This is a genomic window from Cetobacterium sp. 2A, assembly GCF_014250685.1.
Taxonomy (GTDB): Bacteria; Fusobacteriota; Fusobacteriia; order Fusobacteriales; family Fusobacteriaceae; genus Cetobacterium.
The window spans coordinates 1,236,233-1,261,468 of the sequence record NZ_JACFAJ010000006.1; the positions used below are offsets into that span (position 1 = coordinate 1,236,233).

Here is a 25,236-nt window from a genome sequence, read left to right on the forward strand (position 1 = left end):
GCCTGCGAAAATTCGTAGGCCTTTTTATAGTTAAACTTTATTTATAAAGATTTTTTATATATTTCAATTATTTCATCGAGTGTAGCTTGTCTGGGATTTGTCAATCCACAAACATCTTTTAAAGCATTAGTAGCTAATTCGTTAAAGTCAGATTCTTTAGCTCCTAACTGAGCTATTCCACTTGGAATTCCAACATCTTTAGAAAGTGTTTTGATTGCTTCAACTGCAGCTTTTGCACCTTGAATATCATCCATATTAGAAACATCAACACCCATTAATTCTGCAATTTTTTTAAGTCTACCAGCTGAAACATTTAAGTTGAACTCTTCAACATGCGGAAGTAAAATAGCGTTACAAACTCCGTGTGGAAGGTCATAGAAGCCACCTAATTGATGAGCCATAGCGTGAACATATCCAAGAGAAACATTATTAAAAGCCATTCCAGCAAGATATTCGGCATATGCCATTTTATCTCTAGCTTCTAGATCATTACCGTCGGCAACTACTTTTCTTAAATATTGAGAAATCAATGTAATAGATTTTTCAGCACAAGCATCAGTAAGTGGATTTGCAATTGTTGATACATAGGCTTCTATAGAATGAGTTAAAGCATCCATACCGGTAGCTGCAGTTAATCCTTTTGGCATGGCAACCATAAGTTCGGGGTCATTGACAGCAATGAGCGGAGTAACATGTTTATCAACTATTGCCATTTTTATATGTCTATCTTCATCAGTAATTATACAAAATCTAGTCATTTCTGATGCAGTTCCTGCTGTAGTATTTACAGAAAAAAGAGGCAGTTGAGGATTTTTGGATTTATCTAACCCCTCATAATCTTTTATAGTTCCACCATTTGTAGCTAAGAGTGCGATTCCTTTAGCAGCATCGTGAGGTGATCCACCACCAAATGAAATTATAAAATCACAATTATCTTTTTTTAAAATTTCAAGGCCATCGTTAACATTTTTAACAGTAGGATTTGGTTTTGTCTTGTCATAAATAAAATATTGAACATCAATAGAATCTAGAACATCAGTAAGTTTTGAAACAAGTCCGATATTAACTAAAATATGGTCTGTTACTATAAGTGCTTTTTTAAAATTTCTGTTTGAGATTTCTTTTCCTAATTCTGAAAGTGATCCAGGACCCATTAGGCTAATTTGGGGCATAAAAAAACTGTAGTTCATTTTAATTCCTCCTTAGTGAAAATCTTTTCAAAGTTTTTAGTATTATTTATTTTATATACCTTATTTTCAAGTATGTCAAGACAAAATAAAAAAAAGAGAGCCTATAAAATAAGCTCTCTTTGTGAATTTTTTAGAATAGAGTTTTGAATCCTACAGTAACTCTAGGCTGCCAAGTCCAATCTTTTGCATCAGATTGATTTTGCTCTGTCCAGTTAACATATTTAGCATGTACCATACCATATACAGTAACGTCGTCAGTTGCTTTGTAGTCAACTTTTACGTTAGGTTCCATATATAATTCATAAGTATTTTTGCTTGATCCACCAGTAGTGTTTTCAGTTCTGAATGAGTAAGGGTCATATCCACCCTCGAAGTTAGCAGATACTTTCCATTGATCCATAGTATATAGAGTATGTGACCAGTATAGGTATGCCTCTACATCTAAAGCCCATAAGTTATCAGTCGTTTCATTTGAGTTATAAAGCTTTTTCTCTTGTCCATATGCTTGATAGTATCCATAAAGATTGAATTCAAATGAGAATCCTAAAGGCATTTCATATGTACTGTATAGATTTGCTCCCATTCTATTATAGTAGTTAGAGTCGTTAGTAGACCATCCATATCTATATGCTGGAGCTATAATAAACATATTATTTTCAAACCAATCAGGTGTCCATTCTGACACATAATCTTTGAACTCAAATCTTGCTGTATATTCAGCATATTGAGAGTCTTTTGCTCTAAGTATGTTAGCATTATTTCCATCGTCAAGAATAAATTGCTCCATTCCATTAGAACCAGTATAAGTTCTATACTCAAGTCTATGAGTTAAGTCAACTTTAGAATCTCCTAAGTATCCAGTATTATAGTAATATCTGAATCTCATGTCACTGAAGTCCCCATGATCAGCAATTCTTCTTTCGTTAGGATGATATTTATTTTCAGCAGCTTGGAAAGCTCTGTACTCTCTAATTCTCCATTCTAACTTTTGGTTTTCTGTAAATTTCAAATTACCTTGGAATTGTGCTCTTCCATAATCAGCAGAATCATGTTCATCTTCCCCATAATAAGTGTATGATAAATCTGCATTTCCACTAGGTTTAAATTTTTGAACGATTTCTTCTACAACTATTGCTTCTACAATAATTTCTTTAGAATTTTCAATAGGTGCTGTAACGATTTCTTTAGCTTGTGCCATTGCAGCTACTGCTAAAAATGAAGACAGTAATAAAAACGTTTTTTTCATAAAAATCCCCCTTGAATTTTAGAAAACCCGATTAATCAGGTATGGAGATATTTTAATATATTAAACTATTCTTTTATGTGATGAAATTATGAAAAAATGTTCACATTGTAAACTACATTTATATTTGACATTTTCTAAGTTTTAAAGTAATCTTTGGATGAAAGGTAGGGGGAAGTATGAAAAAAATTTTACTTGTAGAAGATGAAAAAGATTTAAGAAATATGATAAAGAAATATTTAATAAAGCAAGATTTTTTAGTTTTAGAAGCAGATAATGGAGAAAAGGCTTTAGAGCTATTTTATAAAGAGAATTTTGATTTAGTACTATTGGATGTTATGTTACCCAAAAGAGATGGGTGGAGTATATGTCGAGAGATAAAGAAGTATACGAATATTCCAGTTATAATAATGACATCTCATTCAGAAGAGGATGATGAGGTATTCGGATTTGAAGTTGGAGCCGATGACTTTGTTAGAAAACCATTTAGTTTAAAGGTTTTGGTAGCAAGAATGAATAAACTCTTAAAGCCATCTGCACAAAGCACAAAAATAAAAGTAGGAGAATTGACAATAGATGAAGTAGCTCACACTGTAGAAATAAGTGGATCGATGGTCAATTTAACTCCAAAAGAGTATGAGTTTTTAAATTTCCTTACTAAAAATAAAGAAAAAGTAATATCTAGGGAAAGGATGTTAAACGAGGTTTGGGGGTTTGATTTTTTTGGTGACACTAGAACAATAGATACTCATATTAAGTCATTAAGAAAAAAAATAAATAAGGACTGTATTGAAACAGTTAGAGGAATTGGTTACAGATTTAAGGTGAAATTTTAATGTTTTTAATTTTTAGAAAATTGTTTGCAATATTTTTTTTTATTTCAATTTTTGCTTTAACTTCTTTTCATATTTTAAATCGAGCACTTTTTAGAACTAATGTATTTAATATCAATGAAAAACAATTTTTTTATTTAAAAAAAATTAAAATTTTAGATGAATATGATTCTCCTAAAACAATAGATAATTTAGGAATGATATTTAAAAATATTGATGTTTCAGATCTTCAAGGAGAAGGAAAACTCATCTTTCTTAAACTGTTAGAAAAAACATTTAAAGAAGAAAAAATAGAAAATATACCTTTACGAGTTCCTAGTTATAAAATTATAAGATTTTATGATGGAACAAATATGTTAAATATTTCTATAAGACTTTCGGAGGATAGTTTTCTTGTAGCGATGATGACTCTATCATCGTTGCATGGATACTTTATTTTAAAAAAATATTTATTTTTAACTTCAATTATATTCACGGTCTCTATATGTATTGTTTTAGCGTTTATATTCTCTAAAAAAATATTATTTAAAAATGGTTTGAAAAATAGTTTGAAAGAAGCTTTTATGGTTGGAATTGCTCATGATTTGAAAACACCTGTTGCGGTAATATCTGGATATGTTGAATCCATAAAGGATGGAATAGTAGAAAAAGAAGAAGAGATAGAATATTATAAAATTATAGAAAATCAAATTTCAAATCTTGATAGAATGATAAGTGAATTACTGTTTTATTTTAAAATAGAGTCAGAATCTATAAAAATAGAAAAAGAAAATTTATATTTTAAAGAATTTTTAGAAAAAACAATTGATAGATTTTCATTAGATATTAAGCAGGTGAACTGGAAATTTTTTGTCGATGATGGAGTTATTTACTCAAATAAAAAGATATTGTCAGTTTTAATTTCTAATTTGCTTACAAATGCTTTTGATTACTGCGATAAAAGAAAAGAAATTTCTATATGTTTTGAAAATAATATTTTAAAAATTTCGAATAGTTTTGAATATGTTTCTGAAAATGAAATTAAAAAATGGATATCTTCGAAAGATAAAATAGATATAAAGAAAGCTAGAAAATATGGTGGATCAGGAATAGGTCTAGGAATAGTTTATAGATGTTTAGAATTATTAAAATTAAAATCTAAGATGTACTATTGCCCTAACAAGAAACATATAGTTTTTGAAATTATTTTTAAATAAAATTTCCCAAAAAATTTATAAGTCCGCTTTCAAGATACATTCTCTTTATTCTTTGGGAGAAATCTGGAGAAAATTGAATTTGTCAGCGGACTATAGCACTTTTAACTACATAATCATTGTAATATATTTCATAATTTTTTTAGTGATGGAATTATGAAAGTTTTTTCACATTTTTTATTGGTCTATATTTCGTCCCATCCTTCTATAGAAGAGCTCATATTATAGCTAGTTACAGTTCCTTCGAAGAAGTTCGATTTAACGCTTCCTTCTCCTTCAGTATCTGCAAAACGCTCAAGATGTTTATAGGGATTACTATTAAAATTAGGATAGATAGGAGATATTCCAATACTTTTTAATCTTTCATTTGCTAACCATTTAGTGTATGCTTCTGTTGTTTCTAAAGTTATTCCTAATATTTTACTTCCAATTATATGTTGAGTCCATAAAATTTCCTGTTCCACAGCAATTTTAAACATTTCTATAATCTCAGAATCGTTAAAGAAATCTGGATTTTCTTGTCTAATCTCTTTTATAATTTGCTGGAATATAACAACGTGGGAAAGTTCATCTCTATTTATAAGTTTTATAATATCAGATGTACCCATCATTTTATTTCTACTAGCTAAAAGATAAAAGAAATTAAATCCGTTGTAAAAATAGATAGCTTCTAAAAGATAATCAGCAATTAAAACCTTAGAAAAATTGGAATCATTGGGATTTTCAATAAAAGTCTGATAAATTTCTGCTATGTAACTATTTCTTTCAAATAAAATCGAATCTTCTCTCCATTTATCATAAACTGAGTTTCTAACTTCTTTTGGAAGAATAGACTCTATTATATACTGGTAGGATTGAGAGTGTACAGCTTCTTGAAAAGTTTGTACAGATAAAACTAAATTAATTTCAGGTGCTGTGATATAATTAGAAACATTTGAAATATTGTTAGTTTGAATACTATCTAAAAATATTAAAAATGATAAAATACCTTCATATGCCAAATTTTCTTCTGGAGTTAAATTATAGTAGTCATTTTTATCTTGAGTTAAATCTATTTTTTCTGGAATCCAGAAATTTCCCATCATAGTCCTGTATAATTGGTTAGCCCATTGATATTTAACATTATTTAAATTGAAAATATTTGTGCTATTTCCCTTTATAATTTTTCTTGATTCTAAGGAATCAATTCCATCTGGATTAAAAAGTTTTTTTCTATCCACTACAGCTTTCACACTCCTCTTTATCTTTAGCTATATTTGAATTCTTTTGAATTGTCCTGATATAATAAATTGATTTACAACCTTTTTTCCATGCTGTAAAAAGTATTTCATATATATCTTTGGCTCTTATATCTTTATTTAAATCAAAGAGTAATTCCATAGAAACTCCTTGTGTTATCCATTTCCCAATTGTTGCCATAATTTCAACATAGATTTTAGGATCAATATTTTTAAATTCAGGATAAAACCACGCTCTATCTTTTAAATATTTCACTGTTCTTGGAACAGCACCTTTTTGATTTTTTTCAATATAAAATTTTGCAAATGTTGGATTTACAGAAGCTGTAGCTCCCATAAGTAAAGAAGTTGATGTGTTTGGAGCAATAGCAGTTAATTCACCATTACGTAAACCAAAATTTTCTATTAAAGAATATACTTCCATCCAATCTTTAGAATATTTTGAACTCTTGCTATAATAATTTTTATCTTTTCCAAAGAAAATTCCTTTTTCCCACTGAGATCCTTCATAAGCGGGATATGATCCTCTTTCTTTAGATAAGAGGGCAGAAGCTTTCAATGAATAAAGAGAAATTTTTTCAAAAAGATTATCAATCTCTTCAATGGAATCCTCATAAATCATAAATTCTCTTGCTAAATAGTCAGCAAGTCCCATAGCTCCAACACCAATGGTTCTATAAAGCATATTATGTTTATTAGACTCTTTAATGGGAGTAATAGTTAAATCTATCGTATTATCAAGTAATCTAACTGTTAAGCTTACAAATTTTTCAATTTCATCATTTTCAATTTCCGCTAAATTTAATGAAACTAAATTACATGTATGTACTTCTCCCATGTCAAAAATATTTTCACCGATATTTCCATTTACCTTTTCTCTAAAATTAATGGTAGGTGAAAAATTTGAAAAACTCTCCATACAAAGATTTCCGTTTCCTATCATTCCTTTATGAGAGTTATGATTTCCTTCGTTTGCTCTATCTTTAAAGAAAATATAAGGCATTCCAGTTTCAATTTGGGATTTCATTATATTTTTAAATAATTCTCTTGCATTAATTTCTTTTTTTATTTTAATAGAATTATCTATTTCTAATTTTTTATAAAAAACTTCAAATTTTTCGCCATAAAGCTCACATAATTCTATAGAATATTTTTTTCTAATCTCGTAAGGATCAAATAAAGTCCACATCTCATTGGCTTCTACTCTTCTCATAAATAAATCCGATGCAACAACTTGGGGATAAATATCGTAAGCTTTTCCTCTTTGATCTCCATTCTCTGTTTGTAGTTCTAGAAAATGCTCTATATCCATGTGCCAAGTATCTAGTGCAACAGTTACTGCTCCAGCTCTACGGCCTTGTTGATTGACTGCTACAGCTGTATCATTTATAATCTTAATCCATGGAATAACTCCACCACTAGCATTCATGTAACCATTTACTGTTGAACCTTTGGCCCTAACTCTTGAAATGTTTACTCCGACTCCTCCACCATTTTTACTTATTTTAGCAATAGAATCAATATTATAAAAAATAGATTCTATATTATCATCAATAGCTGTTATAAAACAAGATGAAAGGTTTCCTTTAGGAATTCTTAAGTTTGCAAGAATTGGAGTTGCAAGAGATATTTTTTTTAGAGATAAGGCATGATAAAATTCTTTTGCAAATTTTATTTTATCCTTTTCGTTAATAGCTAGAAGCATTGAAATGGCCATAAAAACTTCTTGGGGAAGCTCAAACATCTTACCGCTATATTTTATAAGGTATCTTTGAGAAAGCATATTAGCTCCAGCATAGTCATAGTCCATATCTCTATCAGGATCCATTTCTTTTTCCAATTCCTCAATTTCCTCTTTAGAATATTCTAAAAGTCTTGAATCGTAGATATTTTTATCTACAGCAGATGTTATAGTTCTATAGAAGTTTCCATAACTAAATCCTCTATTATGATAGACCTCTCTTTCAGCTTCAATCATCAAAAGTCTTCCAGCAACAAAAGTCCAATCACTCTCATCGAAACTTGTCATAGAAACAGCTATATTAATAAGAGATTCTTGAATTTTTTTTGTAGTTATATTTTCTTGATAAATAGAATCAATATGACTTTCTAACTCAACCATATTTACTTCAAGATTTTTACAAGCCTTTATTAACTTCTCACGAATTTTTTCTATATCCATAGCTTCTCTTTCTCCGGCTCTATTTATAACATACTTCATTTAGACAACTCCTCTAAGAATTTCTCCATCGAATAAATAGTACCATTGTAATCAACAACTGGTGCACTCATAATTCTAGCTTTACTAGCAATTATCATAAGAGTTTTAACATCATCAATATATTCAAAATTTATATTTTTATTAGTTAGTATATTTTTTAGTGTTTCACATTTAGAGCAATTTTCTTTTCCATATATTTTAATCATAAGTCCCTCCGTTTAAAACAATATATAGTGTTATCACTTTAAAATATTACTACATATTGTAAAAAATAGCAAGTTTAAAATATACTAAAATTGTATCTAAAGAATATTTTTTAATAAAAAAGTCCCCTCGTATAAGGGGACTAAATTTTAATCTCTTCTGAAAAGTCTATTGAAAATAGAATCATTTTTTATAGTACTTTCAGGAGCTGGTGCTTCTTCAATTTCTTGAACTGTATCAATAGAATTATTTGAATTATAAATAAGACCACTGATTCCAGAAGAGTACTTAGAATTATATTCTATTTCCATTTTACCTCTTCTAAGTAAAAATTCTTTACTACCATTATCATTTGAAATAAGACCACTTTTAGCATCTAAAGTTTCAAGAATAAGTTCTCCACTTTTAATGTAGTTATCCATAAATGCAAATTTTCCTGGTGTATATAGATTTTGATCGATTAAGGCCTGATAATACTCTGCCCAGAGTGGAGCAACAAGCCCACCACCAGTAACATTGTTGACAGGAGTATTATTATCATAACCGATATATATTGTAGTAACATATTCAGGAGTTATACCGGCAAACCAAGTTGTTCTAGACTCGTTGGTAGTACCTGTTTTTCCACCTTGTTCTATAGGATTTCCATTCTTATCTTTAACAGCTGACCTTCTACTTGTACCAGCTTTTACAGAGTTTTTAAGCATATGAGTCATAAGAGAAATATTTAGTGAGTCAAATCTCTTTTCTGATTTTTGAGCATCACGATAAATTGTATTTCCGTATCTATCATCAATTTTTAAAACTATAGTAGGTTCAATAGAGTATCCACCATTCGAAAAAATAGCATAACTTTTAGCCAATTCTAAAGGTGAAGCCTCAAAAGATCCTAAAGCTGCAGTTAAGTTATCTGGAATTGTAAAAGTTCCATTTGATTTAGTAACAGTATCTTTAAGTTTTTTAGTACCAACTTTTTCTAAAAGTTTAATAGAAACAAGATTTTGTGATTTATCAAAACCATCCATTAGAGTAATTTTATTATAGAAAATATTACCAAAGTTTCTAGGAGCCCATTTTCCGTATAAAGTTTTAGAATCTTCTACGATTAAATTCATTTCGTATCCTAAATCTAAAGCAGAGAAATAAACAAACGGTTTAAAAGATGAACCAAGTTGTCTTTTAGCCATAGTAGCCCTGTTAAAATTTCCAGTTTTAAAATTTTTACCTCCAACAATACTAACTATATTTCCATTTTTAGAATCAATAGTTACCATTGCACCTTGAAGTCTAGAATTTTTTTTCAAAGCATTATAATTTTCGAAAGTTTCTTTCGCAACTTTTTGCATATTCATATCTAAAGTTGTATGAACTTTAAGTCCACCAGTATATATAAGGTTAGGATCAAAGTTTTTTAATAAAAACTCTTCAACCATATCAGTAAAATCTGGAGCATTAAAGTCTATTTTTGTATTTGCTTTGTTGTATATAACTGTGGTATTTTTATCTAACTTAAAGTTTTTTGGGAGTTTACTTTCATTTAAAAACTTTTGATTTATTGCCTCTTCATATTCTGCATCAGTAATAAATCCATATTTTTTCATTTGAGCAAGTATAAGTTTTTGACGTTGTAAAGATTTATCTAAGTTAGTTCTTGGATTATAAAGCTCTGGTCTATTAGGAATTCCTGCAAGTACAGCAGCTTCAGCAAGATTAATTTTAGAAATATCTTTTCTAAAGAAAGTATGTGCTGCGGTTTTTATACCGTAAGCACCTCCACCAAAATAAATTTCATTTAGATATTTTTCCAAAATTTCATTTTTAGTATATCTTTTTTCAATTTCTAAAGTTATAATTGCTTCTTTAATTTTTCTAGAAATTTTCTTTTCATGACTTAAAAAAGCATTTCTAGAAAGTTGTTGAGTCAAAGTACTTCCACCTTGAGCCGCTCTACCGGCTTTAAGATTGACAAGTGCTGAACTTATAAGTCTAGCTGGATCTATTCCATGATGTGAATAAAATCTACGATCCTCTATTGCTAAAAAAGCATTTTTCATATTCTCAGGAATCTCTTCTATTTTAGCGGGATCTCTAACTTCTCTATAAATTACATCTATTACTTGACCGTTTTTATCATAAATAGTAGTAGGTAGTGATGGAGCATAGTTTTCTACAAGAGCAGTAACGTCAGGAAGTTCATTAGAGTATTTATTAAATATAAACCAAACACCTACTAAAACAGCAAGAAATCCCAAGAGTATTGTAACTAATAGAGATTTAAATAGAAATTTTAATATTTTTTTAAACATATCCTATCTCCAATTTTCGTAATAGCTACTTTTATTTTTGTGTTTTTTGTCTTAATTGTCCACAAGCTCCATCAATATCAGTACCTTTTTCTCCTCTGATAGTAACGTTAACTTTTCTAAAGTCTTTTAAATAGTTATAAAACTTGTCTGTTTTCTTTTGAGATGGTCTTTCAAATCCTTTACCTTCAACTGGATTACAAGGAATCAGATTTAAAATGTGATCAAAACTATGCATGAAATCAGCTAAAGCAGCAGCATCATTTTCAGAAGTATTGAAATCATTAATTAAAATATATTCAAAAGAAATTCTTCTCTTAGTTTGCTTCTGATACTCTTGAAGTATCGTAAATAAATCATCTAACGGATACTTTTTATTTATAGGCATAATTTGATCTCTTTTTTCGTTTATAGCAGTATGTAAAGATATTGCAAGTTCTACAGGAATTTTTTCTTCAAGTAATCTTTCGATTCCAGGAACAATTCCAGAAGTAGATATTGTAATTCTTCTTTTTGAAACGTTCACACCATTTTCACTTGATAAAATATCAATAGCTTTTAAAACATTATCAAGGTTAAGAAGTGGTTCACCCATTCCCATGAAAACAATATTGTTGATTTGTTGACCTTGATTTAAAAGTCTTCTTTCGATAGTATAGAATTGATTTACAATTTCACTAACTGTAAGATTTCTAACAAATCCACCCATTCCAGTTGCACAGAAATCACATTTAACAGCACATCCAACTTGAGAAGACATACAAATTGTAATTCTTTCCTTATGCTTTAAAATAACAGTTTCAATTGTATTTCCATCATCTAATTTAAATAAAAACTTTTCAGTTTTATCTCTCTTAGAAACTTGATGTTTTAAAAGATTTAAAAATGGGATGTAAGCATTTTCAATTAAAGTTTCTCTATCTTTTAATGATATATTAGTCATTTCATTTAAGTCTCTAACGATTTTTTGATGAAGCCAAGTGAAAATTTGTTTTCCGTAGAACTTTTTCATTCCAAGGCTAACAATATATTCTTGTAGCTCTTTTTCATTTAAGTTTAACAAATTAGTTTTGTTTGACATTTTTCCTCCGAATTATTAAGATTAAGTCTTATTATACCAGAAAAAACAATCGATTACAACTTTAAAAAGTTTTCTAAAACATCAAGAATATAGCTTTCCTTAATGGTTCCTTTAATATTACCCCTTGTAGAATTTCCTCCACCTTTAATATTATTATTTAAAGAGCAAATATAATTAACAAAACTTTTACAATCAATCAAATTAGATGAAATAAGAGCAGTTTCATCAGTTAGTCCTATAAAAACATATTTAGAAATATCTATTTTAGAAACTAAATTATTAATAACACCTAATTTCCCATAATAAACAATAACAGAAATATCACTCATAAAAATTGGATTAGAAATAAGTTTTTCAAATAAAACATTAGTAAATTCCAAAGTAACACTTTTTAACTCTTGTTCTAGTCTCTTATTCTCACTCAATGACTTATTAACCATAGAAAGAACTTCATAATCTTGGCAACTAAACATATGATTTAAAGTTTTAATCGTACTATTTTTTTCATTATAATCTAAAATAGCTCTATCACCAGATAAAAAATAAAATCTAGTATAACTTCCTTTCACCTTTTCCCATCCAACTATTTTAAATACTTTAATATCTTTTATATTTTCTACATGATAACCAGCACAAGCGCTTACATCTATCCCCTCAATTTCAATAATTCTAACATCTTCTTTTATCTTTGAACTAATTTTTTTTCTAAGAGTAGTAAGCTCATTTGCTTCATCCATAGGTAAAACACTAACCAAAATATGAGATCCATTAGTTATAAAATCATTAACTTTCTTTTCCAATTCAAATATAACCTCTGAAGAAATCAATGTAATATCTAAGTCTACAGTAGAATATGTCTCTGTCATCCTAAAACCAACAGTATTTAACTCATAATCATTAAAAGCAATTGCAGAAAATAAATGCTGAGCAGTGTGCTGAACGGCAATATCCAATTGTCTCTTTAAATCAATAGTATAATTATGAACTCCTAAAGAAATCTCCTTTTCAACAAAAATAATATTATCATCTAAAACTTCTTCTATCTTAACATCTCCAATAAATCCCCTATCACCTAATTGACCACCTTTTCCATCGGGATAAAAAATATTTTCTTCTACAATAATTTTATAATAATTCTTCTCTTTAAAACAAGATAAAACAGTTATATTATTCATATAAAACCCTCCCTGAAATAAATCATGATACTAAATTATAATTTTAAGATTCAATAATTGCAACATAAAAAAATATTGTTGACAAAAGCCCTGAAATAGTATAATATAGCCATTGTAAGCATGCCTGAGTGGCGGAATGGTAGACGCGACGGACTCAAAATCCGTTTCTTTCAGTAGAGTAAGGGTTCGAGTCCCTTCTTAGGCACCATAAACATAAAATAATGGTAGAGTGACCGAGTGGCTAAGGAGCACGCCTGGAACGCGTGTAGAGCAATAGCTTCGTGGGTTCAAGTCCCACCTCTATCGCCAGATATAAAAATAATCCCTTCTTAATTTTAAGAAGGGATTTTTGCTTTTATGTATTTATTTTTTAAAACTCAGCTCCACCAACTAATTTTAGATCAGAATCATGGTTCTTAATAGCCTTGATACATGCAATTAAAGATTTTGTTATTCTTGATGTTTCCATGTATGGAACATTTTTTTTATCTATAACTTGCTCAGGAATATAAGGGACATGGATAAATCCACCCTTTTTAGCAATTTTATTTTTAGCGATATTATAAAGTAAAGCATACATTATATGATTACATACAAAGGTTCCAGCAGTATTTGAAACAGATGCAGGACATCCATCTTTATGCATTTCTGCTACCATAGCTTTAATTGGTAATGTAGTAAAATAAGCACTTTCACCATCTTCATAAATTGCATTATCTATTGGTTGATTTCCTTCATTATCTTTAATTCTAGCATCATCTATATTTATTGCTACTCTTTCAACAGTCATATCAAATCTTCCACCAGCTTGTCCAACACAAAGTATAACGTCTGGATTAGTTTCTTTTGCTGCCTTTACCATTACATCAACTGATTTATTAAAAACAGTAGGTATTTGAACTTTTATAATTTCGACATCTTCAACCATAGAGGGAATAGCTTTTACTGCTTCCCATGCTGGATTTATACTCTCTCCTCCAAAAGGATCAAAACCTGTTATTAAAATTTTCATAAATTCCTCCTAATTTTTAAAATGCTAAGAAATACATTAAGAACATCTGAACAATTAATAATGTGATAGCTATTGGTAATTGTGTAGCAATCACACCGTTTTTATTTTTCATTTCTAATATTGCAACTGGAACAACATTGAAATTAGCTGCCATAGGTGTAAGTAGTGTTCCGCAATAACCTGAAGTAAGTCCCAAAGCTCCAACAACTGCTGGATTAGCGCCGATGTTTACTAAGAAAGGTAATCCGATACCTGCAGTTATAACCGCAAAAGCTGCGAATGCGTTACCCATAATCATTGTAAATACTGCCATTCCAATACAGTAAATAACAATACCTGCTATTTTACTTCCTTCAGGAACAACTCCAGCCATCATAGTCGCAATAACTGCTCCTACACCAGCTTTTGTAAATAAGGCTCCAAGCGATCCTAAAAGTTGTGGTAGAATAACAGCTGCTCCCATTTGCTGAAGTAATCTAGAACTATCATAAGGAATATATTTAGGACTCTCTTTAGTATAATACATAGTTAAAATAAGTGCAACAAAAGCTCCAAGCCCTAATCCAACTAATCCACCCAATGGAGTAAACTGAGCTACAGAAAAAGCAACAATTCCAATACTTAAAGCAGGTATAAATATTTTATTTCCAATTTTCTCACTTTGCTCTTCTCTATATTTCTCATCAGAGTTTGTTTGAGATCCAAAAGTTACATTACGAGTTACAGTTAAAGTTCCCATAACTAATAGTAATCCACCAACTAAAGCAGGATTTAACATTGGTCCAAAAATAAATATTGTTCCAAAAATTGTCCAAAATAATGATGTACCATATCTTTTTTTATGAGTTTTATCTAAGAATGCATATACACCCGTTGTAATAGAAACTAATCCAGCTGCTATATACATTATTTCTAATATCGTCTTAACCATATGTATATCCCCCTATCTTTTCTTGTCAGTTTTATTAATTTTTCTATCTAGCATCATGTTTTGAATTAAAGATAATACGACAGTAATTATTGCTACTGGAATTGAAGCTTTAGAAACAGAATATGGTATTACCTCTATTCCTAATTCTTGGAATGTTCCAACTATCAATAAAACACCTGCTGATGCAACGAAAACATTTTGTCCGAAGAAGTTTCCATAGTTTTCAACAGAGTTTGCAACTGCTTTTATCTTATCATCAATATCTTCAGTGACCTCATACTTCTTTTCAGCAGCACCTTTAGCCATTGGATAGATAAGTGGTCTTATAAATTGCACGTGTCCTCCAAGTCTTATAGACATGGCTGAAGCGATGATTCTTATTACCATATAAAAACTTAGAACTCTTCCAGCAGTTGCACCTTCTAATTTGCTGATACACTTAGCTGCTCTTTCACGAAGACCGTTTCTTTCTAAAATTCCAACTACTGCAAGAGTAATAAGGAAAAGAGACATATATCTAGTTTGAACAAAAGCTGTTCCTAAAGTAGATAATATTTCCACGAAATCTAAACCTGATACAAATCCTGTTGCCAATCCAGCTATAAGAACTATAGCTATAGTATCTAATTTTAAATAAAAACCAAGAATAATAATCAGAACTCCTATTAATTTAATCATTTTTCCTCCCTTTTAAAAAACAAATTAACTTATTTTATTACATGATGTGTACATTTGTCAAATTTATAAGAAATTGAAGATTTTGAAAATCTTATAATTTGTGGTATAATATCAAAAACCCAAATTTTTTAGGAGGTATAATATGAAAATATTCGTATACGGAAGTTTAAGAGAGGGATTTTATAACTTCGACATATATATACATGAAAACGCAAAAAAAATTGAAATGGGAGAAATAAAGGGGAAACTTTACGCTATAAAAGATAAGGAATATCCAGCTCTTTTAGAAGGTGAGGAGACTGTAAAAGGTGAAATAATTACCTTAAAAGATTGCGATATAGAATCGATGGATTCTATGGAAAATTATTTTGGTGAAAACAATCCAAATAATGAATACAATAAAGTTTTAATGGATATCAAAAATTTAGAAACTGGAGAGATAGAAAAACTTAACGTGTATGTTTACAATACTACCAATCCAGATTTTAATTTTGAAAACCTTACATATATTCCATCGGGAGATTGGAAAGAATATAAAAATAGCTGATGCATACGCATCAGCTATTTTTTACTTATTCTACAATAGTTGTAAATGCTAAATCTACAACTTTCATTCCATCAACAGCTGCACTTATTATTCCACCAGCATATCCTGCACCTTCACCAACAGGGAAAAGTCCTTTAACATTTATTGACTCTCCAAATTCATTTCTTGTTATCTTTACTGGAGCAGACGTTCTAGTTTCTGGAGCAATTAAGTTTGCATTTGCACTAATAAAATTTCTATTTGTTTTTTCCCAATGTTTCATAGCAATTTTCATATTTTTGCTTATCACTTCTGGGAAAAGATTATTTAAATCATAATTTTTCATTTTCATTCCATAACTACTCTTAATTTCTCTATTTGTAACTTTATCATTTAGGAAATCTAAACTATTTTGAGTAAGAGCACCATAGTTCTCAACTAAATCAAAAGTTTTTCTTTCAAGTTTTTCTTGGAATTTCATTCCAGAAAATAGCTCATCTCCAAATTCATTTGCCTTAATTCCCACAACTAAAGCTGAGTTAGAAAATTCGCCATCTCTTTTTGAATAACTCATACCATTAACTAAACTTCCACCAAGCTCAGATGCAGCATTTACAATTACACCTCCTGGGCACATACAAAACGAGAATATTCCTCTCTCCTCTTCACGATTGTTAAAAGCTAAGTTATATGTCGCAGCTTCAAGAAGAGGATGATTAACTAAAGATCCATATTGCATCTTATCTATATCAACTCTTGGATGTTCGATTCTAGCTCCTATAGCAAATGGTTTATTTTCCATGAAAACACCATTTTGATGTAGCATTCTATAAGTATCTCTTGCAGAATGTCCGATAGCTAAAATTATTTTATTAAACTCCATTCTTTCTTTTTTACCTGCTTTATTAACTGTATCTATAGCAGTTACTTCTCCATTTCTTATTACTATATTTTCCACCAATGTATTGTAGTTAAAAACTCCTCCAAGAGAAATTATTTTTTTTCTTAAATTTTTAACAACTATTTTTAAAATATCAGTTCCAACGTGTGGCTTATAGTCCCATAGTATTTCTTGTTGTGCTCCACAACCAACAAGTTCTAAAAATACTTTATCGATATATCCACTTCTTATTCTAGTGTTTAATTTTCCATCGGAATAAGTACCTGCTCCACCTTCACCAAATTGAATGTTTGAATTAACATTTAAATAATCTGTATTATAAAATTTTTCTATTGTTAAATCTCTCTCATCTACCATCTCTCCTCTTTCGAAAATAACAGGAGAGTAACCATATTCACAAAGTTTAAGAGCCGCAAAAAGACCTGCAGGTCCAGTTCCTATTATTGCTATTCTACCTAAATCCTTTTTAGGGACTCTTTTTGGTTCAGTAAGAGTCTTGGGAATTATAACATCTTTATTATCAATAACGATATCATTATGTAGAGTGACTTCTAGATTATAAACAAATTTGATTTCAGTTTTTTTTCTACTATCAATAGAACGCTTTAAATAGTCTATTCTACAAATATTGTCTTCTTTTATCCCTCTTTTTAAAACTTCTTTTTTTATCTCTTTATCTTGATTTTTTTCTATAGAAATAGAAATATTATTAATATTAATTTTCAAAATTAATCACCTCAAAAGAGATTATATCACAAAAATAAGATAGTTAAAAATAAAATAGAAGGTGTTTATCACACCTTCCACTTTATTTTAATAATTTATTTTATTTAATTTTTTCCTCAAGAGTTTTTCCAACTTTAAATTTAACAACTTTTTTAGATGCAACTTTCATTTTTTTACCAGTTTGTGGATTTCTAACTTCTCTTTCTGCTCTAGTTACAAGTTCCCATTTTCCCCAACCTACAAAAGTAACGCTTTCTCCGTTAACAAGAGCTTCTTCTACGCTCTCAAGAAAAGTATTAACAGCTTTTTCTGCATCTTTTTTACTACAATCACCATTCTTAGCATAAAGATCGATAAATTCTTTTTTTGTCATATTCTACTCCTCCTCATATATTAATTCAACGTTTAAAAATTAACTCAATATACTATATAGCTACTAAATGCCACTTTGTAAAGTACTATATTGAAAAAAATGTTTTTTTCCTTTTAATTTTGATAAAAATCAAAATTATAGTATAATATTACGTATTATAAATTTTTATTATAAAGGAGTTCTTATGGAAAACAAAAATAATTTGGAAGAAATTGAAAAATTTCAAGATGAATATATGGAAAAGTATGGAGATGAACCTATTTCTCAATTTGAGGGACTTTCAGCAAATCAGATGACATATTTAGTTGAAGATTTTTTTGATGAAAATAGTCCTATTAAAATATATAAGGAGATATCTCAAGAAGTTTTAGATACAATACCTTTATTACAATTAGTGAAATACTACTTAAACTTGATAGTATCTGAGGGTGGAAGTTTAAAATTAACAGCAGCTGGATATATACCTCCTAAGCAAGTTAAGGAAATTTATGAGACTGGTTTCATTGTTGATCCTTATGTTGAAAGTGGAGAGATAAAGATAAATAAAGAATTAGATTCTATGGTTGTAGAATTAGTGAAATTACTTTCATTCATTTGTAAAATTACTGTGGAAGAAAAGGGGAAAATTATTATAACTGATTTAGGGAAAGAGCTTTTAAAAAATGAAAGAGATCTTTTAGAGGTTATATTAAAGGGATACACTAAAGAGTTTAATTGGAGTTATTTTGACCTTTGTGGAGAAAATCAAGATTTCCAAAGCCACGTTGGATATATTGTTTATTTACTAAAGAAATTTGGAAGAAAGAAACTTCCGATGAATTTATATACTAAAAAATTTATAACTGCATTCCCTGCAGCATTTGAAGATTTTATTAGTGTTGAAAATGAGAATATCAGCCTAGAAGAAAAAGAAAAAGATTTCGAATTTGTAATGTATCTAAGAGCTTTTGAAAGATTCTTAGGATACTTCAATTTAGTTGACGTTTCTTTAAAAGGAAACAATGTAATTATGATTACAAAATCTAATATATTTGACTCAGTAATTGAATTTACTAAATAGGTAATAAAAAATAGGTGCGGATTAACGCACCTATTTTTTATTACTCTTACTCTTCTGTTTCTTCTTCGTCAAAGTAAAATTCTTCATACATTTCTTCATCTTCATCACTATCTACCATAGAAAGTATGTCTTCTCTACAATTTTCTAAGTTATACTGATCTTCAATTTCTTCTTCAATTAAAAACTTAAATTCATTGTCTTTAAGAATTGGTAAGAACAAATGGTAAAGAATTCTATCAAATTCACTATAGTAAGTATTTGAACCAAAGATTCCACCTTGCTTAGAGTTCTTATTTAGCTCTCTAGAGAACTTTGTATGATTAGAGCAATCGTGGACAACTAAATTCCATCTCTCCTCTGAAGCCATCTTCATAAGTTGTAGAGTGATTTCTCTAGACCAAAGAGGAGATATATACCCTCTTCTAGACATGTACATTTTTTCTCCAGTGTAGTTGTTTATATTATCTTCACCAAAATGTAGCTCAGCACAATTTATAAAATCTATTCCTGTTTCTAAAATAGCATCTTTTTTCTTTAGAAATGTTTCTAAAAATTCTGGAGTCATAGGTGTTTCTATTCCAACCATAGGGAAATACTTCTTAGCTATTTTCATAGCTTCAATAACTTTGTCACTACAATTACTAGCTCCGAGATTAAATCTTAATTCGTTTAATCCAGCATCAGCTAAAGCTTTTAAATTTTCCTCTGTAGAAAGAGTTCCGTTAGTATACATATGTTGGTATATACCAGCATCGGCTAATTTTTTAACCATTCCATAATATTTTTCTATTTCTAAGAAAGGCTCTAGGTATACATAGGCAATACCTGAAGGTTTTTGTTGGATACTTAGTAATAGTTCAATATCTTCTTCATAATATAGATTTTCTCCAATTTCCCACATATTATTTGGAATCTTATCTTGGTTATCTATATTGTCATGGTAATAACAGAATTTACATGTAAGATTACATTGGTGAGTTTTTCTAATTCCACCAAGTCCTGTTCCAAATAAACAAGAGATACATCCTTTTGGAAACTTTTCTTTATCTCCCACAAAGTGAGTTCTTCCCTTTAAAGTTTCAAGAGTAGGAATTTCATTTTGCAAATCTTTGTGTTTTTTATTTACACTTAACTCTATTTGTCTAAATATAGCCTCTATAACGTCGCTATATTGATTATAAATATCTTTTTTGTTTCCTGGAAGCTCAGAAAGAAATTCAAACCATTCTAAAGCATCTTGTTTTGATATATTCATATAATTCATTCACCTTTTATTTTTTGTCTTATTTTTTATACATTTTCAATTTTAATATTATAACAGAATATCTAAAAAAACTCTACTATTTATGTTATAATTATTTCTATGAAGATAAATTATGATAAAGAGATGGAAAAAATAATAGATGCTATAAAAAAAAATAAAGAAAAAAATGAAAAACCTAAACTTTTAATTCAATCATGCTGTGCTCCTTGTTCGGCAGCTATACTTGAATACTTAAGAGAATTTTTTGAAATAACAATTTATTTCTATAATCCTAATATAACATTTGAAGAGGAGTATAAATTAAGACTTGAGGAACAAAAACATTATGACAAACAATTAGGCTATGATATGACTATAATAGGGGGAGAATACAATCCTAAAAAAGATTTCTTTCAAAAGGTTATAGGATTGGAAAAAGAACCAGAAGGTGGAAAAAGATGCTATGAATGCTATCATCTAAGAATGGAAGCGACCGCTATTAAAGCTAAAGAATTAGGATTTGATTATTTCACAACTGCTCTTAGTATAAGTCCCATGAAAAATTCACAATGGATAAATGAAATAGGAAAGGAACTAGAGGAGAGACACGAGGTTAAATTTTTATTTGGAGATTTTAAAAAACGTAGCAGATATTTAAGAAGTGTACAGCTAACAAAGGAACATAATCTATATAGACAAGATTATTGTGGATGTGTATTTTCTATTAGGACAAATAAAGATAGAAGTGAGGAAACAAATGAATAATAGACGTTTTTTTTCTTTAAACGACTACTTTAAGGATAAATTCAATGAAAAAATTTATAAGGTATCTTTAGATGGCGGATTTACATGTCCGAATAGAGATGGAAAAGTTGCTACGGGAGGATGTCTTTTTTGCTCTGAATCTGGAAGTGGAGATTTTGCAGGGAATAAAACAGAATCTATAAATAGCCAGATAGAACAACAATTAAATCTTATAAAGGATAAATTTCCCACTGGTAAAGTAATAGCTTATTTTCAAAACTTTACAAATACTTATGGAGAAATTAAGCACTTGAGAAAAATATTTTATGAGGCATTGGCTCATGAAAGAGTCATAGGGATAGCTATAGGGACTAGACCAGATTGTCTTCCAGATGAAGTTTTAGATCTTCTTTCTGAAATTAATGAAAAATATTTTTTATGGATAGAGCTTGGATTACAAACGATTGATGAAAAAGTTATAAAAATTATAAATAGAGCTTATTCCACAGATGTGTATATTGATGCAATGAAAAAATTAAATCTAAGAAATATAAAGGTAGTTACTCATCTGATACTAGGATTACCTGAAGAATCAAAAAAGGGAACGTTTAATGCAGCTCTACTAGTAGCCAGAGAAAAATCTTGGGGAATTAAACTTCATTCTCTACATATATTAAAGGCAACACCTCTTGCAAGATACTATGAGAAACAAAAATTTAAAGTTTTAACTAAAGAGGAATATATTGAAATGATTGTAGATATAATTGAAGTGCTACCAAAAGATATGGTAATTCATAGGCTCACTGGAGATGGGAAATCTGAAGATGTTATAGAACCACTTTGGAGTTTAAATAAGAGAGATGTGCTGAATGGAATAGAAAAAGAATTAAAAAATAGAAATACTCATCAAGGTAAGAAGGAGTGAAATATTGAGTAGTGTCTTAATAAAAATAAAAGAGATGGAAACCCAGTTGACGAAAGCTGAAGTTGAGATAGCTAAATATATACTTTCTAATCCAAATGAGATAATGAGGCTAAATGCTAATGATATTGCTAATATAACTGGATCTAGCCAAGCTACAATTGTTAGATTTTCAAAGAAGCTTGGATATTCTGGTTTCTCAGATTTTAAGATTGCCTTAACTAGTGATATGGGGAAAGTTGAAAACAGCAATATAAATATAATTCATGAAGAGATAAAAATAAATGATAGCACAGCACTAATAGGACAAAAGATAATTTTTAAAAATAAGAAAACAATAGATGACACCTATAAAGTTATAGATTTTGATGAGTTAGATAAAGCGGTTGAACTATTAGACGAAAGTAAAAGAATATTCATAATTGCTAGTGGATATTCTGGAATTACAGCTAGAGATTTTCAATATAAACTTTTGGAACTAGGAAAAGCAGCAATATATGAAAATGATACGCATATACAGTTTTCAAATATCTCAACTTTAACAAAGGGAGATTTAGTCTTTGTGATTTCTCATAGTGGAAAATCATCAGATGTTTACAGTTTGTTAAAAGCTGTAAAAAAAAGAGAGATTAAAATAATAACCTTAACGCAATTTTCTCCAAATCCAGTTAAAGATTTAGGGGATGTCAAACTTAGTACTGTAGTAGAGAAAAATAGTTTTAGAAGCACTGCCCTCTCCTCTAGAATTGCTCAGATGACAGTTATAGATATAATATATGTAAAGTTAATACAAAAAAATAAAAAATTGGCTGAAAAATATATTGGAGACGCAATTGAAATGGTTAAAGAAATTAAAATGAAATAAAATTTCATAATTAAATAAAAAAAAAGAATTAAATTTTCTTAAATGTGTTGACTTTTATCTATTGAAATGTTATTTTTATTTAAAGAGTATTAAAATGACTATGGAGGAATTGATATGAGAGTAATAATAACAGAACAAACTATTGGAGATTGGGCAGCAGTATATGTAGCTAGAAAGATATTAGAATTTAATCCTACAGAAGAAAGACCATTTGTTTTAGGGTTGCCAACTGGATCTACTCCTCTCTCAATGTATAAAAGACTTATACAATTCTGTAAAGATGGGATTATTTCTTTTGAGAATATTGTGACTTTCAATATGGATGAATATGTAGGTCTTGAACCTACAGACAAACAAAGTTATCATTATTTTATGTATGAAAATTTCTTTAATCATATTAATATAAAAGAAGAAAATATAAATCTTCTAAATGGAATGGCAACTGATTATAAGGCTGAATGTAGAAGATATGAAGAAAAAATAAGAGATGTTGGTGGAATAAATTTATTTCTTGGTGGAATAGGACCAGATGGTCATATAGCATTTAATGAACCAGGATCATCTCTTTCATCTAGAACTAGAGATAAAGAACTTACGATGGATACAATAATTGCAAATGCTAGATTTTTTGGTGGAGATATAAATAAAGTTCCTAAACTTGCTTTAACTGTAGGCGTTGGAACAATTTTAGATGCAGAAGAAGTTTTGATTATGGTGAATGGTCATAATAAGGCAAGGGCTCTACATAATTGTGTGGAAAATGGTGTGAATCACATGTGGACAGTTTCTGCTCTACAACTTCATCCAAAAGGAATAATTGTATCTGATGAAGCTGCAACATCTGAATTGAAAGTTGGAACTTACAGATACTTTAAAGATATAGAAAAAGAGAATTTAAATTGTGACAAGCTAATAAAAAATCTTTATTTTGAAATAAAAGGAGAGTAGTTATGTTTGCTATAATAAACGGGAAAGTATTTAATGGAGATATATTTTTACATGGAAAGTGTGTTGTAGTAAAAAATAATGAAATTTTAAATATCATAAATGAAGATGAATTGGATGAAAGATTTCCAGATATAAAAAAAATAGACGCAGAAAATGGATATATAACTCCTGGATTTATTGATTTACAATTGAACGGATGCGGGGGAGTTCTTTTTAATGATTCTATAACTAGAGAAACTTTAAAGATAATGAATAAAACTAATTTGAAATATGGATGTACTTCGTACCTTCCAACTCTTATAACAACTGGAGATAAAAATATAATATCAGCTATAAATCTAATAGAGTCTATGGATGATAAAGAAGAAGTTGGAGTTTTAGGATTACATATAGAGGGACCATATATATCTGTAAAGAAAAAAGGAATACATAATGCAGATTTTATAAGAGAATTAGATGCTGACATGACCGATGTAATTTCAAAAGCTGGAGGAGAGATAGTTAAAATTATAACTATTGCTCCAGAAAATACAAAGGGAGAATATATATCAGTTCTATCTAAATCAGGAATAAAAGTTTCTCTTGGTCATACGAATGCTACCTATAAAGAAATTGAAGATAAAAAAATATACGGGATTACATTAGCAACTCATCTTTTTAATGGGATGTCTTCTTTTAATCATAGAGAGCCTGGCGCAGCTGGTGCAGTTCTAGATATGGATATATCTGCCGGTATAATTGTTGATGGATTCCATGTAGATTATGCTGCTATTAGGCTAGCTCACAAAGTTATGAGAGAAAGACTCTATCTAGTAACAGACGCTGTGTCACCAGTAGGAACAAATATGGAATATTTTTACTTTGAAGGAAATAAAGTTTATTATAAAGATGGAAAATGTTTTGGAGAGGATGGAACTCTTGGAGGTTCGGCTCTCACAATGGATGTTGGAGTTAAAAACTTGGTAGAAAAAGTTGGAGTGTCTTTAGAGGAAGCAATTAGAATGGCAACTCTATATCCGGCGAAGGCAATTTCTGTAGAAGATAGATATGGGAAACTACAACCAGGTCATATAGCTGATATAGTTATCTTAAATAAAAATATTCAGGTTGAAAAAGTTTTTTCAAAAGGAAAATTAATTTAAAAGTTAAAAAGAGGGAGCTGCTCCCTCTTTTTTTATATAAAAAAAGGAATTGTGAATTTTTTTTCTATAATATTAACAGTTAGATTTATTGAAATTGGTTAGTAGAAAATAGGAGGGATTTAAGTATGCCAGCAGAATACGTTGAAGCAACAAAAATACTAAGTGAAAAAGTAAAGGATGATACAAGAGCACTTCAAAGTTTAATTGAAGAGATTGAAGCGATAGAGTGGTACCATCAAAGAGCAGATGTGTGTACTAACGAATCATTGAAAGCAATACTTTTACATAATAGAAATGAAGAGATGGAACATGCAACTATGTTATTTGAATGGCTTAGAAGAAATATGGATCATTTAGATGAACCTATGAAAACTTATCTTTTTACTAAAAAATCAGTTGTAGAAATTGAGGCTGAACAAGGAGAAACTAAAAATGAAGATAGTAATTCTGGTTCTTTAAATCTTGGAGCTTTAAAATAGGGAGG

At 29.3% G+C, this 25,236-nt stretch carries 24 protein-coding genes and 2 tRNA genes; 12 read left to right on the forward strand and 14 right to left on the reverse strand.

Annotated features, from left to right (window positions below):
- Positions 1-41: 41 nt before the first annotated feature.
- Both H3N56_RS09845 and H3N56_RS09850 read right to left on the reverse strand, forming a co-directional pair.
- Positions 42-1,190, reverse strand: a complete 1,149-nt coding sequence (locus tag H3N56_RS09845) for an iron-containing alcohol dehydrogenase (protein WP_185881010.1) — start codon at positions 1,188-1,190, stop codon at positions 42-44.
- A gap of 130 nt (positions 1,191-1,320) precedes the next feature.
- A complete protein-coding gene (locus H3N56_RS09850; protein WP_185881011.1) occupies positions 1,321-2,436 on the reverse strand; it encodes a hypothetical protein in 1,116 nt (371 codons plus the stop codon).
- A gap of 176 nt (positions 2,437-2,612) precedes the next feature.
- Between H3N56_RS09850 and H3N56_RS09855 the strand changes: the two genes are divergently transcribed.
- The gene (locus H3N56_RS09855) at positions 2,613-3,269 is read left to right on the forward strand and encodes a response regulator transcription factor (RefSeq protein ID WP_185881012.1); all 657 of its coding nucleotides are present in this window, start codon (positions 2,613-2,615) and stop codon (positions 3,267-3,269) included.
- On the forward strand, positions 3,269-4,462 hold the full coding sequence (locus H3N56_RS09860) for a HAMP domain-containing sensor histidine kinase (RefSeq protein WP_185881013.1): 1,194 nt from the start codon (positions 3,269-3,271) through the stop codon (positions 4,460-4,462). The genes H3N56_RS09855 and H3N56_RS09860 overlap by 1 nt, the downstream gene beginning before the upstream one ends.
- 182 nt (positions 4,463-4,644) lie before the next feature.
- On the opposite strand, the gene H3N56_RS09865 is transcribed toward H3N56_RS09860, so the two are convergent.
- From H3N56_RS09865 to H3N56_RS09890, 6 genes are all read right to left on the reverse strand, one after another.
- Complete coding sequence (locus H3N56_RS09865) at positions 4,645-5,679, reverse strand: ribonucleotide-diphosphate reductase subunit beta (protein ID WP_185881014.1); 1,035 nt, start codon at positions 5,677-5,679, stop codon at positions 4,645-4,647.
- Positions 5,672-7,918: a ribonucleoside-diphosphate reductase subunit alpha gene (locus H3N56_RS09870; protein ID WP_185881015.1), complete on the reverse strand. Its 2,247-nt coding sequence runs from the start codon at positions 7,916-7,918 to the stop codon at positions 5,672-5,674. Before H3N56_RS09870 ends, H3N56_RS09865 begins: the two co-directional genes overlap by 8 nt.
- Positions 7,915-8,124: a glutaredoxin domain-containing protein gene (locus tag H3N56_RS09875; RefSeq protein WP_185881016.1), complete on the reverse strand. Its 210-nt coding sequence runs from the start codon at positions 8,122-8,124 to the stop codon at positions 7,915-7,917. The genes H3N56_RS09870 and H3N56_RS09875 overlap by 4 nt, the downstream gene beginning before the upstream one ends.
- 147 nt (positions 8,125-8,271) lie before the next feature.
- The gene (locus tag H3N56_RS09880; protein ID WP_185881017.1) at positions 8,272-10,428 is read right to left on the reverse strand and encodes a transglycosylase domain-containing protein; all 2,157 of its coding nucleotides are present in this window, start codon (positions 10,426-10,428) and stop codon (positions 8,272-8,274) included.
- Positions 10,429-10,459: 31 nt separating this feature from the next.
- Entirely contained in the window at positions 10,460-11,506 is a 1,047-nt protein-coding gene (gene rlmN / locus H3N56_RS09885; RefSeq protein WP_185881018.1) for a 23S rRNA (adenine(2503)-C(2))-methyltransferase RlmN, read from the reverse strand.
- Positions 11,507-11,559: 53 nt separating this feature from the next.
- A complete protein-coding gene (locus H3N56_RS09890) occupies positions 11,560-12,681 on the reverse strand; it encodes an alanyl-tRNA editing protein (protein ID WP_185881019.1) in 1,122 nt (373 codons plus the stop codon).
- Positions 12,682-12,803: 122 nt separating this feature from the next.
- Here H3N56_RS09890 and H3N56_RS09895 point away from each other — a divergent pair.
- Both H3N56_RS09895 and H3N56_RS09900 read left to right on the forward strand, forming a co-directional pair.
- A tRNA-Leu gene (locus H3N56_RS09895) sits at positions 12,804-12,889 on the forward strand.
- Between the two features lie 15 nt (positions 12,890-12,904).
- Positions 12,905-12,990, forward strand: a tRNA-Ser gene (locus H3N56_RS09900).
- 61 nt (positions 12,991-13,051) lie between these two features.
- Here H3N56_RS09900 and pcp read toward each other — a convergent pair.
- The 3 genes from pcp to H3N56_RS09915 are packed head-to-tail and all read right to left on the reverse strand — an operon-like array spanning position 13,052 to position 15,302.
- A complete protein-coding gene (pcp, locus tag H3N56_RS09905) occupies positions 13,052-13,693 on the reverse strand; it encodes a pyroglutamyl-peptidase I (RefSeq protein WP_185881020.1) in 642 nt (213 codons plus the stop codon).
- Between the two features lie 16 nt (positions 13,694-13,709).
- On the reverse strand, positions 13,710-14,624 hold the full coding sequence (locus H3N56_RS09910; RefSeq protein WP_185881021.1) for a DUF979 domain-containing protein: 915 nt from the start codon (positions 14,622-14,624) through the stop codon (positions 13,710-13,712).
- Positions 14,625-14,636: 12 nt separating this feature from the next.
- Complete coding sequence (locus H3N56_RS09915; protein WP_185881022.1) at positions 14,637-15,302, reverse strand: DUF969 domain-containing protein; 666 nt, start codon at positions 15,300-15,302, stop codon at positions 14,637-14,639.
- Positions 15,303-15,444: 142 nt separating this feature from the next.
- Here H3N56_RS09915 and H3N56_RS09920 point away from each other — a divergent pair, with 142 nt between their 5' ends.
- Positions 15,445-15,849, forward strand: a complete 405-nt coding sequence (locus tag H3N56_RS09920) for a gamma-glutamylcyclotransferase (RefSeq protein ID WP_185881023.1) — start codon at positions 15,445-15,447, stop codon at positions 15,847-15,849.
- 25 nt (positions 15,850-15,874) lie between these two features.
- Here the strand turns inward: H3N56_RS09920 and H3N56_RS09925 are convergent, their stop codons facing one another.
- Positions 15,875-17,455 (reverse strand): NAD(P)/FAD-dependent oxidoreductase, encoded by a 1,581-nt coding sequence (locus H3N56_RS09925; RefSeq protein WP_185881024.1) that lies wholly within the window; start codon positions 17,453-17,455, stop codon positions 15,875-15,877.
- Positions 17,456-17,555: 100 nt separating this feature from the next.
- Positions 17,556-17,828 (reverse strand): HU family DNA-binding protein, encoded by a 273-nt coding sequence (locus tag H3N56_RS09930; protein ID WP_185881025.1) that lies wholly within the window; start codon positions 17,826-17,828, stop codon positions 17,556-17,558.
- 184 nt (positions 17,829-18,012) lie between these two features.
- On the opposite strand from H3N56_RS09930, the gene H3N56_RS09935 reads away from it, so the two are divergent.
- Entirely contained in the window at positions 18,013-18,888 is an 876-nt protein-coding gene (locus H3N56_RS09935) for a hypothetical protein (protein WP_185881026.1), read from the forward strand.
- Positions 18,889-18,934: 46 nt separating this feature from the next.
- Here the strand turns inward: H3N56_RS09935 and H3N56_RS09940 are convergent, their stop codons facing one another.
- Positions 18,935-20,143 (reverse strand): radical SAM protein, encoded by a 1,209-nt coding sequence (locus tag H3N56_RS09940; protein WP_185881027.1) that lies wholly within the window; start codon positions 20,141-20,143, stop codon positions 18,935-18,937.
- Positions 20,144-20,251: 108 nt separating this feature from the next.
- Here H3N56_RS09940 and H3N56_RS09945 point away from each other — a divergent pair, with 108 nt between their 5' ends.
- The 6 genes from H3N56_RS09945 to H3N56_RS09970 all read left to right on the forward strand — a co-directional run bounded on the left by H3N56_RS09945 (position 20,252) and on the right by H3N56_RS09970 (position 25,231).
- Positions 20,252-20,896 carry an epoxyqueuosine reductase QueH gene (locus H3N56_RS09945; protein WP_185881028.1) on the forward strand — a complete coding sequence of 215 codons (645 nt, stop codon included), beginning with the start codon at positions 20,252-20,254 and terminating at the stop codon, positions 20,894-20,896.
- Positions 20,889-21,800 (forward strand): TIGR01212 family radical SAM protein, encoded by a 912-nt coding sequence (locus H3N56_RS09950; RefSeq protein WP_185881029.1) that lies wholly within the window; start codon positions 20,889-20,891, stop codon positions 21,798-21,800. Before H3N56_RS09945 ends, H3N56_RS09950 begins: the two co-directional genes overlap by 8 nt.
- Before the next feature lie 4 nt (positions 21,801-21,804).
- The gene (locus tag H3N56_RS09955; RefSeq protein ID WP_255492173.1) at positions 21,805-22,662 is read left to right on the forward strand and encodes a MurR/RpiR family transcriptional regulator; all 858 of its coding nucleotides are present in this window, start codon (positions 21,805-21,807) and stop codon (positions 22,660-22,662) included.
- Between the two features lie 114 nt (positions 22,663-22,776).
- Complete coding sequence (nagB, locus tag H3N56_RS09960) at positions 22,777-23,610, forward strand: glucosamine-6-phosphate deaminase (RefSeq protein WP_185881030.1); 834 nt, start codon at positions 22,777-22,779, stop codon at positions 23,608-23,610.
- Positions 23,611-23,612: 2 nt separating this feature from the next.
- Positions 23,613-24,752 (forward strand): N-acetylglucosamine-6-phosphate deacetylase, encoded by a 1,140-nt coding sequence (gene nagA / locus H3N56_RS09965; protein ID WP_185881031.1) that lies wholly within the window; start codon positions 23,613-23,615, stop codon positions 24,750-24,752.
- Positions 24,753-24,877: 125 nt separating this feature from the next.
- Entirely contained in the window at positions 24,878-25,231 is a 354-nt protein-coding gene (locus tag H3N56_RS09970) for an encapsulin-associated ferritin-like protein (protein WP_185881032.1), read from the forward strand.
- Positions 25,232-25,236: the final 5 nt, after the last annotated feature.